General features: G+C 36.5%; 14 protein-coding genes. 8 read left to right on the top strand and 6 right to left on the bottom strand.

What is annotated here, in order from left to right:
• Positions 1-31 precede the first annotated feature (31 nt).
• The gene (locus KBP46_RS06600) at positions 32-637 is read left to right on the top strand and encodes a hypothetical protein (protein WP_253297229.1); all 606 of its coding nucleotides are present in this window, start codon (positions 32-34) and stop codon (positions 635-637) included.
• 171 nt (positions 638-808) lie between these two features.
• Here the strand turns inward: KBP46_RS06600 and lpdA are convergent, their stop codons facing one another.
• Entirely contained in the window at positions 809-2209 is a 1401-nt protein-coding gene (lpdA, locus tag KBP46_RS06605; RefSeq protein ID WP_216444965.1) for a dihydrolipoyl dehydrogenase, read from the bottom strand.
• 98 nt (positions 2210-2307) lie between these two features.
• On the opposite strand from lpdA, the gene KBP46_RS06610 reads away from it, so the two are divergent.
• From KBP46_RS06610 to KBP46_RS06625, 4 genes are all read left to right on the top strand, one after another.
• The gene (locus KBP46_RS06610) at positions 2308-2727 is read left to right on the top strand and encodes a helix-turn-helix domain-containing protein (protein WP_216444966.1); all 420 of its coding nucleotides are present in this window, start codon (positions 2308-2310) and stop codon (positions 2725-2727) included.
• Between the two features lie 136 nt (positions 2728-2863).
• On the top strand, positions 2864-4027 hold the full coding sequence (locus tag KBP46_RS06615) for an iron-containing alcohol dehydrogenase (protein ID WP_120230582.1): 1164 nt from the start codon (positions 2864-2866) through the stop codon (positions 4025-4027).
• Positions 4028-4252: 225 nt separating this feature from the next.
• A complete protein-coding gene (locus KBP46_RS06620; protein WP_216444967.1) occupies positions 4253-4714 on the top strand; it encodes a lipocalin family protein in 462 nt (153 codons plus the stop codon).
• Positions 4715-4778: 64 nt separating this feature from the next.
• The gene (locus tag KBP46_RS06625; RefSeq protein WP_216444968.1) at positions 4779-5435 is read left to right on the top strand and encodes a GDSL-type esterase/lipase family protein; all 657 of its coding nucleotides are present in this window, start codon (positions 4779-4781) and stop codon (positions 5433-5435) included.
• An 81-nt stretch (positions 5436-5516) separates the two neighbouring features.
• On the opposite strand, the gene KBP46_RS06630 is transcribed toward KBP46_RS06625, so the two are convergent.
• The 4 genes from KBP46_RS06630 to KBP46_RS23580 all read right to left on the bottom strand — a co-directional run bounded on the left by KBP46_RS06630 (position 5517) and on the right by KBP46_RS23580 (position 9302).
• On the bottom strand, positions 5517-6869 hold the full coding sequence (locus KBP46_RS06630; RefSeq protein ID WP_120230580.1) for a DEAD/DEAH box helicase: 1353 nt from the start codon (positions 6867-6869) through the stop codon (positions 5517-5519).
• A gap of 150 nt (positions 6870-7019) precedes the next feature.
• On the bottom strand, positions 7020-7532 hold the full coding sequence (locus KBP46_RS06635) for a hypothetical protein (RefSeq protein ID WP_228432247.1): 513 nt from the start codon (positions 7530-7532) through the stop codon (positions 7020-7022).
• Between the two features lie 124 nt (positions 7533-7656).
• Positions 7657-8625 (bottom strand): AarF/ABC1/UbiB kinase family protein, encoded by a 969-nt coding sequence (locus KBP46_RS23575; RefSeq protein ID WP_253297230.1) that lies wholly within the window; start codon positions 8623-8625, stop codon positions 7657-7659.
• Positions 8626-8660: 35 nt separating this feature from the next.
• On the bottom strand, positions 8661-9302 hold the full coding sequence (locus KBP46_RS23580; protein WP_253297231.1) for an AarF/UbiB family protein: 642 nt from the start codon (positions 9300-9302) through the stop codon (positions 8661-8663).
• Positions 9303-9389: 87 nt separating this feature from the next.
• On the opposite strand from KBP46_RS23580, the gene KBP46_RS06645 reads away from it, so the two are divergent.
• From KBP46_RS06645 to KBP46_RS06655, 3 genes are all read left to right on the top strand, one after another.
• Positions 9390-10202, top strand: a complete 813-nt coding sequence (locus KBP46_RS06645) for a tetratricopeptide repeat protein (protein ID WP_120230578.1) — start codon at positions 9390-9392, stop codon at positions 10200-10202.
• Positions 10203-10327: 125 nt separating this feature from the next.
• Positions 10328-10492, top strand: coding sequence for a hypothetical protein (locus KBP46_RS06650; protein WP_167497813.1), 165 nt, complete (start codon positions 10328-10330; stop codon positions 10490-10492).
• Positions 10493-10638: 146 nt separating this feature from the next.
• Complete coding sequence (locus KBP46_RS06655; RefSeq protein WP_216444969.1) at positions 10639-11283, top strand: hypothetical protein; 645 nt, start codon at positions 10639-10641, stop codon at positions 11281-11283.
• A 61-nt stretch (positions 11284-11344) separates the two neighbouring features.
• Here the strand turns inward: KBP46_RS06655 and KBP46_RS06660 are convergent, their stop codons facing one another.
• Entirely contained in the window at positions 11345-12847 is a 1503-nt protein-coding gene (locus KBP46_RS06660; RefSeq protein ID WP_062670801.1) for a carbon-nitrogen hydrolase family protein, read from the bottom strand.
• Positions 12848-13135: the final 288 nt, after the last annotated feature.

Here is a 13135-nt window from a genome sequence, read left to right on the forward strand (position 1 = left end):
TTCTTACATTTGCACCGGAAACCCACTCTCTATGAAAGTAATCATCGCATTTTCCCTGATTCTCTCCAATCTGCTTTACAGCCAGATCAAGGTTCCTGATGATTATAAAAAAATTCCTGATATTCTTGATACAGTAGAATATCTCTATCCTTTCATTGTTCCTGATAAAGACTATGCTTACTGGCGTGTTCTGAGTAATGATGCGGACTATGAAAAATCAGTACTCTATGAAAGCCAGGCTCCTGACTTTATGACCATTAATGAACCAGTTCCTGAAAAAGGTTTTTTCCAGAAGTGTATTGGGAACAACTGCTTCTCATACATTCTGGCATGTAAGAATGAAAGATCGGTTTACTTTTCCAGTGAACAGCAGTTAAGAGATTTTATCGGAACAGTAGACAATCTTCCGGAAGCTATTTTACTGGCAAAAACATATGGGTATTCGGTGGATACCAGTAATCGCTTTACCGGATCATATAAAATTGAAGACCGCTATATTTCAATGTACCTCATGCAATCTAAGGGTTGTCCGGCTGTGAAAGAATCTTTTTGGGTTAAAATCAACAGAAAAACAGGAAAACTGGAGGCAAAAAGCAATGGCGTGTATGCGAAGGATGAAAACTGTAATTCTTTGTGATTCTTTTGAAAACGCAAATAATCCATTAAGATTTTTAAAATTGATAAGGATAGTTAAGGGAATGGCTAAAGCTATTGTATTGAGCTTTGCTTTTTATTGTCATCTCAGATGAATCTTAATTATTCTTACATTCTTCAAAAATCTTAATGGTTCAAATTTAATAGTACTTCTTTATATATTAATTGCTCCCTGTCCTGAAGCAATCAAATAAGCCTCTTTTAAAGTTTCAGAATAGGTTGGATGGGCATAGGAAATACGGAACATATCTTCTGCAGTCACCTCATATTCCTGAGCGATAACACCCTGAGCAATCAAATCTGCAGCTCTGGCTCCAATAATGTGAACTCCCAGCACTTCTCCATATTTCGGATCAACCAAAACTTTGGCAAAACCTTCCATATCCATTGAAGCACGGGCTCTTGCGCTGGCAGAAAAAGGGAATTTCCCTGTATTATATGCGATATTATTCTGTTTCATGTATTCTTCCGTATATCCTACTGAAGCTACTTCAGGCCACGTATACACCACTGAAGGAATACGATTATAATGAATATGACGTTTTTGTCCGTTAATGGTTTCTGCTACAAAAACACCTTCTTCTTCCGCTTTGTGAGCCAACATTGTTCCCCCGATAACATCTCCTATTGCATAGATAGCAGGCACTGAAGTCTGATTGTTTTCATTTATTTTAATAAAACCTCTCTCGTCCAGCTGTACATCCGTATTTTCAAGACCCAAACCTTTTACATAAGGGCTTCTTCCCACTGCTACCAATATATAATCTGCTTCCAGTTCACCTTCTGTTCCGTTTTTATCTTTAAAAAAGACTTTGCCCTTAGAGCCTACATTCTGGGTTTTATATACAGATTGATTGAGACGGATATCAATTCCTTCTTTTTTAAGAATCTTCTGCATGCTTTTTCCCAACTCATGGTCCATGGTGGAAATCAGATGATCGGCATATTCCAGAATAGTTACTTTCGTTCCGATGCGGTTGAAAATAGATGCCATTTCCACTCCTATCACTCCACCGCCTATGATTACCATAGATTCCGGTTTTTCCTGCAAAGAAAGGGCTTTTGTGGAAGTAATAATCCTTTTTTTATCAATATCTACTCCTGGAATAGTTGATGGTTTTGAGCCTGTAGCAATTATATAATGCTGTGCAGTAATCTCTTTAATTCCAGATTCACTGAGAATTTTTAGGGTAGAATTATTGATGAAACTTGCTGTCCCTTTTAACCTTGTAATTTTATTTTTATTCATTAAAAAGTCCAGCCCTCCTGTATTTTTTGAAACCACCTCTGCTTTTCTTTTATACATTTGGGAAAAATCCAGTTCAATAGTATCCAGCCTGATCCCATGTTCCTTGAATTGATGCTGTGCTTCAGCATAATGATGAGTGCTGTCCAATAATGCTTTAGTCGGAATACAGCCCACATTGGTACATGTTCCTCCCAATGTATCATACTTTTCTATAATCACGGTTTTGTATCCCAACTGGGCGCTTCGTATCGCCGCTACGTATCCGCCGGGTCCTGAGCCAATTACGGCAATGTCATAATGATCCATTTGATTTATTAATTTTTATGATTAAATTTACTTGCAAAATAAAAGCAAAATTATAATAAACACTTTCATTTTGCAAGCATTATTTTAAAATTAACAAAATGAGTAAAAAACGATCCGACTGCCCGATCAGCTGTTCACTGGAAATGTGGGGTGACAAATGGTCTCTGCTTATTATTAGAGACCTTATGCTGAAAAAGGAATGTACTTATGGTGACTTTCTTAAGGCAGATGAAAAAATAGCTACCAACATTCTGGTCACAAGACTGCAAAACCTTTTAGACAATGGGATAATTGATAAAAAAGACCATCCAGACAGCAAGTTGAAAATTCTTTATTTTCTAACTCAGAAAGGGATTGATCTTATCCCCGTGATCGTTGAAATCAACCTTTGGGGTGATCGGTATCTCACGATCCCTGATGACCGGAAAAAATTACTGGAAGAGATCAAAAAAGATAAGGAAGCCTTTATAAAAAGAGCAAAAGCCTATCTTTCTCCTGAAACATCGCATTTGGATTAGAAAGCAATAAAAAACATTAATCAAAGAAGTTCAAAGCAATAGCTTTCATAAAAATGAATAATAGCAATTTTAAAATTTCATTAACTCACTTTTCCTTTTTCATTCCGTAAATTTGACTTAAAATAAATTTAGAACAATGCTTAATTTCGAGTTTAAAAATCCAACAAAAATACTTTTCGGGAAAGGTGAAATCGCTAAAATTTCCAAAGAAATTCCTCAAGATGCAAGAATATTAATGATTTACGGTGGCGGAAGCATCAAAAATAATGGTGTTTACGATCAGGTAAAAGAGGCTTTAAAAGGACATGAATTATATGAGTTTGGCGGAGTTCCTGCCAACCCTGAATATGAAGTTCTGATCAATGCTTTAAATTTTATCAAAGAGAAAAATATTACTTACCTTCTCGCTGTAGGTGGCGGATCTGTGATTGACGGCACAAAATTTCTTTCTGCAGCAGCCAATTATGACGGTGAGCCATGGGATATCCTGAGAAAGTCGGTAAGAACATTTGAAGGAGAAGGAATGCCTTTTGGAAGCATTCTGACACTGCCTGCAACAGGTTCAGAAATGAATTCCGGATATGTGATCTCAAGAAGAGAAACCCATGAAAAATTATCTTCGGGAGGACCAGGACTTTTCCCACAGTTTTCTGTTCTGGATCCGGAAGTGATCAGAACTATCCCTAAAAACCAGATCGTGAACGGAATTACTGATGCCTACACTCACGTTTTGGAACAATATATGACTGCTCCTTCTTCTGCAGACCTTCAGGAAAGAATTGCAGAAAGCATTCTGATCAGCCTGCAGGAAACTGCTCCTAAAGTATTGGCTGATGATTTCAACTACGATGCTGCCGGAAACTTTATGTGGTGCTGTACAATGGCTTTAAACGGCCTGATCCAGAAGGGAGTGATTACAGACTGGGCAGTACATGCAATGGGGCACGAGCTGACGGCTTACTTCGGTATTGATCATGCAAGAACACTGGCAATTATTGCTCCTTCTCATTACCGTTACAACTTTGAAGATAAAAAAGGAAAACTGGCCCAGTACGCTGAAAGAGTTTGGGGAATCAAAGACGGAAGCGTAGAGGAAAAAGCTGAACTGGGTATTAAAAAACTGGAAGAATTTTTCCACAGTCTTCACATCAAAACCAAGCTTTCCGAATATACGGAAGACTTTAAAGGAACAGCTGAAAAGGTTGAAAAAGCCTTTACAGAAAGAAACTGGCTGGGACTTGGAGAATACAAAAAACTGACTCCGCAGGATGCTTATAAGATTGTAGAAATGAGTTATTAAGGGATTGGGGATACAGGGCACGAGGTTCGAGCTATGTTATTTCGAGATTCGGATGACAGTGTTTATATTAATTTTAAAGTTGAATATATAAACCCTGAAACTTGTATCTCTCATCACAATATTCATAAAATTATTTAATTTACAAACATTCGTTTAAAAAATCATTATTTCATTATAGATATTTCAAATTTATTTATATTTTAGCATATTCTTAAATTTGTGAAAATGAAAAAACAGCTACTTTTATTTGCCTTTTCTGCCCTGGCGCTTACTTCTTGTAAAGATGATAATCTTGAAGCTTATGATATGGATATCATGAAAGGAGATTGGAAGGAAGTTAAAAGGGAAGTAATTTCCGGAAAAGATAATAAAACAGTGCTTTATACTGAAACGTTAACCGGATGTGCAACCAAAAATACTCTTTTCTTAAGAACAGATTATTATGTGAGCTACACGGCGTATACGGGAGAAGGGGCCAACTGTACTCCAGCTCCCAAAACTGAAGGAAGATATACCTACGATGCCGATTCAAAAATTATTGGAATTAAACTTGGCGACGAAGGATCTGTCAATTACAGAATTGATATGTTAACAGCCAAAGATCTTAAACTTGCCCAGCAGTCAGGGATCTTTGATATGAATGGAGATAAAATTCCGGATATCCCTTACGTTACCTACAAAAGATAAAATATAAACTCCCGCTAATCGGGAGTTTTTTATTACTTTTATATCTAATTTAAAACTGAATATAATGAAGAAGATTCTATCAGCATTTCTATTGCTGTACTTTGCTATTGCCTTTTCTCAGGAAAAAAAACCGATGTTCTGGCAGGACATCCAGGAATTTAAAAAGCTGGACCAGCAAAATCCGCCTCAAAAGGATGCTATTTTATTTATCGGAAGTTCCTCATTCACCAAATGGACGGATGTAGCGGATTATTTTCCCGGCAAAACAATCATCAACAGAGGTTTCGGGGGATCCAGACTTACAGACCTTAATAATTTTGCAAATGATCTCCTAGCACCTTACCAACCCAAACAGATCATTATTTATTGTGGTGAAAATGATTTTGCTGATAATCATAAGCTAAAAGCCAAAGTAGTCGTTGACCGATTCAAAGCTTTCTACAAAAAGATACGTGAGCGATTTCCTGATATTGAAGTAGATTATATCTCCATCAAATATTCGCCGAGCCGAGAAGTGATCTGGCCACAGATGAAAATCGCCAACAAAAAGATTGCTGCTTTTATGAAAAAAGAACCAAACGCAGAATTTATTGATGTTACCAAAGCAATGGAAGATGCCAACGGAAAGGTAAGAAAAGATATTTTTGTGGAAGATATGCTTCATTTTAAGCCGGAAGGATATAAAATCTGGGCCAGGATAATCACTCCTTATTTGAAGTAAACTCAACCCATAACAAAAAAATAATATCAAATTCGATTAAAAATAAAAAAACGATTCCTGAATTGGAATCGTTTTTTTATTTTATTTCTTTCTTTTCGACTTTGATATTGCTTTCTGCTGCGCTCTGTTGGCTCCAAACTTCTTAGGAGCTTTTCTTTTAGAAGGTCCACCCCAGTTTTCTTTGGTATTTTTAGCCTTTTTCTCGTGAAATGCTCCGCCTCCTTCGTTCAGTTTTACCTGTACAGGATTTTTCATCACTACCTGATCTTCTTCGGCAGCAATCTTCTTAGGATTGATCTTAACACCTTCAGGGAATTCATTAAATTTCAATTCCTTATCCATCAACAGCTCGATATCAAGCAGTAAAGGTTCTTCTTTTTTCGTTACAAAAACCAAAGCTTTTCCTTCTTTATCTGCTCTACCCGTTCTACCGATTCTGTGGATATACTGCTCGGGAACTTCAGGGGTCTCAAAATTGATTACATGCGTAATGTTTGAGATATCAAGACCTCTTGCCATTACATCGGTAGTAATCAAACCTCTGATCTCTTCATTTTCAAAGCTTTTCATCGCTTTTAGTCTGTAGTTCTGTGATTTGTTGGAGTGAATCACATCAAACTGTTCAGGGAAAAGCTCATTGATTTTAGTAAAGAGCAGATCAGCATGCCTTTTATTATTGTTAAAAATCAATACTTTGGACATATCTGCATCATTCTTCAGCAAATGCTCAAGTAAATTGATTTTAGTATTAAAGTTTTCAACTTTGTACCCTGTCTGTTCAATTTTTTCAAGTGGAGTTCCTGATTTTGCCAATGAAATTTCTACCGGACTTGCAAAATATTCATCCAACATATCATCTACTGCTTCTGTCATAGTAGCTGAGAAAAGAATATTCTGTCTTTTCTCCTTCATCATTTCAAAAATGTGGGTAAGCTGTGGTCTGAAACCAAGGTTAAGCATCTCATCAAATTCGTCAATGATCAGCTTCTGAACTTCCTTCAGAGAGATTGCATTGTCTATGGAAAGGTCCATCACTCTTCCCGGTGTTCCTACCAGAATATCACAACCATCATTGAACAATAGTTTTTGAGTATTGATATTTTTTCCACCGTATATTCCGATTACTCTTGCAGTAATATTTTCCGTCAGTTTTTCAAGGATTTCAGTCACCTGTACTACCAATTCTCTTGTAGGAACAAGCACCAAAACAGTTGGATTTCCTGTCTTACTGTATTTCCATGTTTTCAGAACGGGTAAAAGATAAGCCAATGTTTTTCCGGTTCCGGTCTGTGCAATTCCCATTACATCCCTTCCCGAAAGAATAGGCTTTAAGCTCTTCTCCTGAATGGGAGTAGGTTCAAATAATTCCAGATCCGCTAAAACATCAAGAATTTTAACCGGAAGGTCAAAATCCGCAAAAGTGAGTTTTTCCATTTTGCAAAGATAGGTATTTAATTACAAGTTGAAAATTTGAGTTGGCAGATATTAGCCAGCAGGTTGCAGAGAGTAGCTATCTGATTATAGGGAATTACTACCAAATACACTGATGTTTCTAGCAACAAATAACAACCAGCAACAAATTAATTACTCATTTACCTTTACACTATTGACTTTGATTTTAATATCATCATCTTCCCATTTACTGGAGGTAATAATAACATATCCTTTCTTTTTAGGATCTTTTTTGATGGGGAATTGATCCTCTTCCCACTGATTACAATGCGTTGAAATAGAAGGCAATAATGGTTTCCAGCCCGTTTTACTTAAAGTATACACATAAAAAGGATGCCAGCAGCTGGTACACCAATTGGGATAAAATCCGATCTCTTCCTTCCCATCACCATTAAGATCTCCCAAATTATACAGACTTCCCTGGTTTGCAGGTGTAATGGTTATAGGTTTTATGTTTTTATCACTGAAATAAATGGTTGTTTCACACTTTCCTTCACATTCGTCACCACAGTCGCTGACTTTTGTATAGGCGTATTCTTTTGTTCCGTTTCCGTCAAAATCTCCCTGAAGTTTCTCTTCACGTCCCTGTTGAGCCATACAATATGAGCTGAATAAGGTGATTGTTGTTATAATAAGTGTTTTCATTGTTGGTTTAGTTACGAGTTTCGGCGTTCGGGTTACGATTTATAAGTTAAAAGTTAAAGATTTTACAATTTTTCATCCTGCATTATAACGTCAACTATGCAAGTCAAATCACATAATGCGTGTATTATTTTCTGGTTACTCTTAGCAGGAGGATTATAACTAAAAGGATTGAAAAGATAAAGCCTAAAACTGCTACTAATGACAGTTCTCCGATTCTTGGTCCGGACTCGGAAGAAAAGACAATGGCTGTGGCAATGATATTTGCTCCTAAAACCATAGCCAGAATCAGATTGATGACACTGGATTTGATCAGTTGGTTGGTCTTATCTATATTTTTGATTTCACTGGAAACCGTAAATTTATTTTCATCCAGCTTTTGAAGAACGGAACGGAGCTCTTTCGGAATTTCATCCACATTATCAGTGAAATTCATCATCCGGTCCATCCCTGTTTTCAAAAGATTTTTAGGACTGATTTTCTTGGTAAAAATCTTTTTGGTGTAAGGGTGAAGACTTTTAACAATATCAAGATCAGGATTAATACTCCTTCCCACTCCTTCTATCAGGCTGATTCCTTTGAACAGAAGATAGAAATAATCCGGCATATAAAGCCTGTTGTCTTTCAATATATCCTTCATCTTGTTGATAATCACCTGTACATTGATATCCTGTAATGACGAGCTGTGAACAAAATTCAGAATATCATCCACATCATTTTCAAACCTTCTTTCGTCCGGAATTTCATAGCTTATGGCCATTTTTTTGAGTGAACGGACTATTTTATGCGAATTTTTAGCGACAAAACTGACAATAAGATTTTCAAGAATTTCTTTATCATTAGGCTGAATTTTCCCTACTGCTCCGAAATCGATGAAAACAATTCTGCCGTCTTTTCTTACTAAAATATTTCCGGCATGAGGATCGGCATGGAAAAACCCATAGTCTAAAATCTGTGATACAAAGAGTCTCAATCCTGTTTCTGAAACCTTTACAGGATCGATATCATTGGCCAAAAGAACAGATTTATCGGTTACTTTGATTCCATCAATAAATTCCATACAAAGAATATTGTTGTTGGAAAATTCTTCGTACACTTTAGGAACGTATGTTTCTTTATTGTTCTTAAAATTCAGACGGAACTGCTGGATATTATTTTTTCATTGATCAGAGAGACTTCTTCGAGTAAAGATCTTTCAAAGGTAGAAATAGCCTGTTTCAGATTGAGTTTTTCTCCTATCTCCGAATAAGTGGATATCAGCTTTTCAATATCTTTAATCAACAGTAAATCATCTTCAATGACAGACTGAACATCAGGTTTTCTCAACTTTAAAATTACCGGACTGCCATCCAACAGAACAGCTTTGTACACCTGTGCAATGGAAGCCGTAGCCAAAGGTTTTTTCTGAATTTCACGGAAATAATCTTTGACGGAAATATTGAATTCACTTTCCAGCGCTTCTTCCACATCCATATCTACCGTATCCACTTTGTCCTGAAGTTTTTGTAACTCCTGGATCAATTCCGGCGGCAATAAGTCTTCCCTGTTACTAAATGTCTGACCCAATTTTACAAAGGTAGGTCCCAGCTCTTCTAGAGCGAGTCTTATTCTTTCATAAACGGTTCCTTTTGAAATGATTTCATCTGAATGACCAGAAGCTTCTTCCTGCTTATTTCCATTCATTCTGGCCAGAATATCTTTGAATCCATATTTACTTAATACGGAAATCAGTCTTGCGGATCTTTTCAGTTTTCTTTGAGGCTTGTCAAACATAGTGTATCAATAGTAGGTGCAATTTACTCCAAAAATTGTTCCTATTTTTTATTAAATTCGAGAACAAAAACAATAATAACTTCACCTATGAAAAAAACTATACTCTTGTTCTTTTTCCTCATTATTTCCTCCATCCTTTCAGGGCAGTCTAATTACAACCTTGGATATGCGGAATATATTAATGAACATTACAAAGAAGCAATCTCACTTTTTACTAAGGCCATCGAGAAAAAAGAAAAAACTTTTGACTCTTATCTTTACAGAGGAATGTCTTATTTATATTTGGAGGATATTAAAAATTCGAAAGAAGATTTTGATAAAGTTCTTAAACTGGACCCCAAAAATCGCAGGGTCTATTCTTTTTACGCTACTTATTATTCCTCTCTGGCCGATTTTGGAAAAGCACTGGAGTATTATAATATTGCGATAGAGAGAGATCCTTTAGACTATGATTTATATAGTGAAAGAGGGGGCGTTAAAGCAGAACTGGGAATGTATAATGAAGCTTTGGCTGACGCCAATATTTCAGTAGAAAAACAACCTAAAAATTTCAGCAATTATCTGAACCGCGGATATATAAAAATGCGAATGGATAATTATTCTGAAGCTATTGAAGATTTCAATACATCATTGTCCTTAAAAGAGAGCCAGAAAGGATTTGGAAACAGAGGGGCGGCTTTTGCCTTGCTAAAACAATATGATGCTGCGCTTAAAGATTTAGAAAGATCCCTGCAATATAATTCTGACGATCCAACGGTTCTTTATATTCGTGGGGAAGTGCTGCTAGCTATGGGGCAACAGGAAAATGCATGTAAAAGCTTTCTTAAAAGCAGGCAATTTGGAAATACAGGGATTGATGATGTCATTTCCCAGGCAAAATGCACAGAGCTTAAAAATTAAAAAATTCACACATAATCAATATTTTAAAGAATAAAATACACCAATATCAATAAAATCACATCATATATTGTAAAAATTAATATATTTACAACGTACAAATTAAAACAATTCAAAAGTATTAAAACATGAAAAATTTACGAAACAACAAACTTTCAAGAGAACAGTTAAAAGGAATTGCAGGAAGCGGAATCATTATCGGAAACTGCTCAAACCAATGCTGCCCTACAGACGGAAGACCAAAATGTCCTGGACTGATCTGCCCTGCTGTAGTATGCCCTCAGTATATGTAAGACCAGAGTTTATACAGAATTATACGGTACCCGAAGAAATATTCTTCGGGTATTTTTTTTACCCTGAAAAATGCCTATGTACCTCAATTTCTGGCACATTATTTCTATCTAAAAAGAAAAAAATACAACTCTATAATTACAACACTATGTTAAAAAAAATTATTTCAGCTGGTCTTATTTTATCAGCAGTTCTGTTTACAACACAAGTAAAAGCACAGGTAGCATCAGCGAGATCTATTGCAGAAGTGGCCACAAAAGAAATGAGTTATTTAGGGCTTACAGAATCACAGGCAAATAAGGTTACAGAGATCAATAAAATGACAGCAGATGCTCTTATTGCTCTTGATAACAAAGCCGGTGACAATAGCAGTTCCCAGAATAATAAAATGATTGCTGACGAATTTGTAAGCATCATTGCCCAGCGTCATCAGGCGATGGAGCAGATTCTTACTCCTGAGCAGATGGCTGTAGTAAAGCAAGACAGAGCAGAAAAGATTGCTCTTTTCAGAACATTGATTATGGTTCCTATTCTGGATCTGACTGAAAGACAGGTTGAGCAGGTATACGAGATCAACTTCAAAGGAGTACAGAAAGTTCAGAAAGATTTTGGAAAGCGTCTCAACAAGAAAAATGCGGGTCCTGAAGATGCTGACAGCAATAAGGCAAAAAAGGTTATTATAAGTGATTTTAAAGTCCTTGATAAAGATTTTAAAAAGATATTAAGCCCGGAACAATATGAGGTTTATAAAAACAATCAGGATTTAATCAGAGAATCTGCTAAAAAAGGATAGTTCGGTCCGTTTGGATAGTAAAATATCTGCGGCAGCTCCAACGGAGCTGCCGCAGATATTTTTATTTAAGGTAGGTTTCGTAAAGGTCTTTTCTTCGGTCTTTCATTACCTGAACAGAACCGTTATGATGGAGATCTTTCAACAGATTCAAATCTACATCCACAATCAGGGTCATTTCTGTGTTGGGAGTAGCTTCTCCTTTCACGGCATTGGATGGGAAGGCAAAATCGGAAGGGGTAAATACAGCAGCCTGTCCAAACTGAATATCCATATTATTAACCTTCGGAAGGTTTCCTACGCAACCGGCAATGGCAACGTAGCATTCGTTTTCAATGGCTCTTGCTGCGGCACAGTGGCGTACTCTCATGTAGGCATTCTGAGTGTCTGTAAGATAAGGAACAAACAGAATCTTCATCCCCTGATCGGCCAGAATTCTTGGTAACTCCGGAAATTCCACGTCATAGCAGATGACAAGACCTATTTTTCCGCAGTCGGTATCAAAAACTTTGATTTCATTTCCGCCTTTCATTCCATAATATCTCTTTTCGTTTGGAGTAATATGAATTTTTCTGTATTCATCCATACGTCCATCACGGTGAAGAAGATAGCTTACGTTGTACAATTCATTATTTTCAAAAACAGGCATACTTCCCGAAATAATATTGACGTTGTAACTGATGGCCAGCTCTGAAATTTTTTCTTTGATTTCCTCTGTCAGCTTCGCCAGCTCTATCATACTGTCCCTTTCGGAAAGATTATTGAAGGGAGCCAGTAAAGGCGTGTTGAACAGCTCAGGGAAAAGGACGAAATCAGATTTGTAATCTCCCATTACGTTTACAAAGAATTCTACCTGCTCGTAAAAAGCTTCAATATCTTTAAAATGCCTCATCTGCCATTGCACCAATCCGAGACGGATAATGCTATCCTGCATGGTATTCGGTTTTCTGCTGTAATAAATATTGTTCCATTGCAAAAGAACTGCATTTTCTCTTGAAGCTTCATCTTCCGGAAGATATTTTTTCAGGATTTTTATCGGAAGAAAATTATTGGAAAGCTGGAAAGACAATACCGGATCATAGATCTCCTTATCTCTTACTTTTCGGATATAATTTCTTGCAGAAAGCTCGTGGCTGTATTTGTGATAATTGGGGATTCTGCCTCCAAGAATAATCGATTTCAGGTTTAATAACTCACAAAGTTCTTTTCGTGCATCGTACAATCTTCTTCCCAAACGCAGTTCTCGAAACTCAGGATCTACAAAAACTTCAATTCCGTAGAGAACATTCCCCGTTGAAGTATGGGTATTGAATGTATAATTTCCAGTAATATCACTATAGGTATGATCGTCCCCGAATTCTTCATAATTGACGATAATGGAAAGCGCTACAGCAGCGAGTTTTCCGTCAACCGTGATACAAATTTGTCCGTTAGGGAATATTTTTGTCAGTTTATCAATACTTTTTTTGGACCATATAGACTCCGACATCTGTGGGTAGGCCCTTTTCATCGTTTCCGCCAGTTCATCATAATCCTGAAGGGTCAGGTTTCTTGTTTCTATTTGCATTTGATGTAATTTTACTTAAATTTAGTGAAAATATTTTACTTAAATCCTTATAGATAACTACTTCCCCAACTATTTATACAAAATATAACAGTGGATATCACCGAAATTTTACAAGCAGCAGTTCACTCAAATAATTATTGGAAACACTCTGATTTCAGTTCTGTAATCGAGGCGCTTTCATTTCCTTATCGCACTGATATAGAAAAGGAAACAGAAAAAATTGCTATTCTAAATTTGGGAAATAAAACTGTGGGATATATCTGTCTGAATTATCCTCTGATTTTTATA

Source organism: Chryseobacterium sp. PCH239 (genome assembly GCF_018924625.1).
Taxonomy (GTDB): domain Bacteria; phylum Bacteroidota; class Bacteroidia; order Flavobacteriales; family Weeksellaceae; genus Chryseobacterium; species Chryseobacterium cucumeris.

What these genes read in the sequence shown, in the direction of transcription:
- KBP46_RS06625 (WP_216444968.1), top strand. Translation starts at nt 4,779, where the DNA reads ATGAAGAAGATTCTATCAGCATTTCTATTGCTGTACTTTGCTATTGCC.
- KBP46_RS23580 (WP_253297231.1), bottom strand. Translation starts at nt 9,302, where the DNA reads ATGTTTGACAAGCCTCAAAGAAAACTGAAAAGATCCGCAAGACTGATT.
- KBP46_RS06620 (WP_216444967.1), top strand. Translation starts at nt 4,253, where the DNA reads ATGAAAAAACAGCTACTTTTATTTGCCTTTTCTGCCCTGGCGCTTACT.
- KBP46_RS06615 (WP_120230582.1), top strand. Translation starts at nt 2,864, where the DNA reads ATGCTTAATTTCGAGTTTAAAAATCCAACAAAAATACTTTTCGGGAAA.
- KBP46_RS06630 (WP_120230580.1), bottom strand. Translation starts at nt 6,869, where the DNA reads ATGGAAAAACTCACTTTTGCGGATTTTGACCTTCCGGTTAAAATTCTT.
- KBP46_RS06635 (WP_228432247.1), bottom strand. Translation starts at nt 7,532, where the DNA reads ATGAAAACACTTATTATAACAACAATCACCTTATTCAGCTCATATTGT.
- KBP46_RS06650 (WP_167497813.1), top strand. Translation starts at nt 10,328, where the DNA reads ATGAAAAATTTACGAAACAACAAACTTTCAAGAGAACAGTTAAAAGGA.
- KBP46_RS06600 (WP_253297229.1), top strand. Translation starts at nt 32, where the DNA reads ATGAAAGTAATCATCGCATTTTCCCTGATTCTCTCCAATCTGCTTTAC.
- lpdA (WP_216444965.1), bottom strand. Translation starts at nt 2,209, where the DNA reads ATGGATCATTATGACATTGCCGTAATTGGCTCAGGACCCGGCGGATAC.
- KBP46_RS06645 (WP_120230578.1), top strand. Translation starts at nt 9,390, where the DNA reads ATGAAAAAAACTATACTCTTGTTCTTTTTCCTCATTATTTCCTCCATC.
- KBP46_RS06610 (WP_216444966.1), top strand. Translation starts at nt 2,308, where the DNA reads ATGAGTAAAAAACGATCCGACTGCCCGATCAGCTGTTCACTGGAAATG.
- KBP46_RS06655 (WP_216444969.1), top strand. Translation starts at nt 10,639, where the DNA reads ATGTTAAAAAAAATTATTTCAGCTGGTCTTATTTTATCAGCAGTTCTG.
- KBP46_RS06660 (WP_062670801.1), bottom strand. Translation starts at nt 12,847, where the DNA reads ATGCAAATAGAAACAAGAAACCTGACCCTTCAGGATTATGATGAACTG.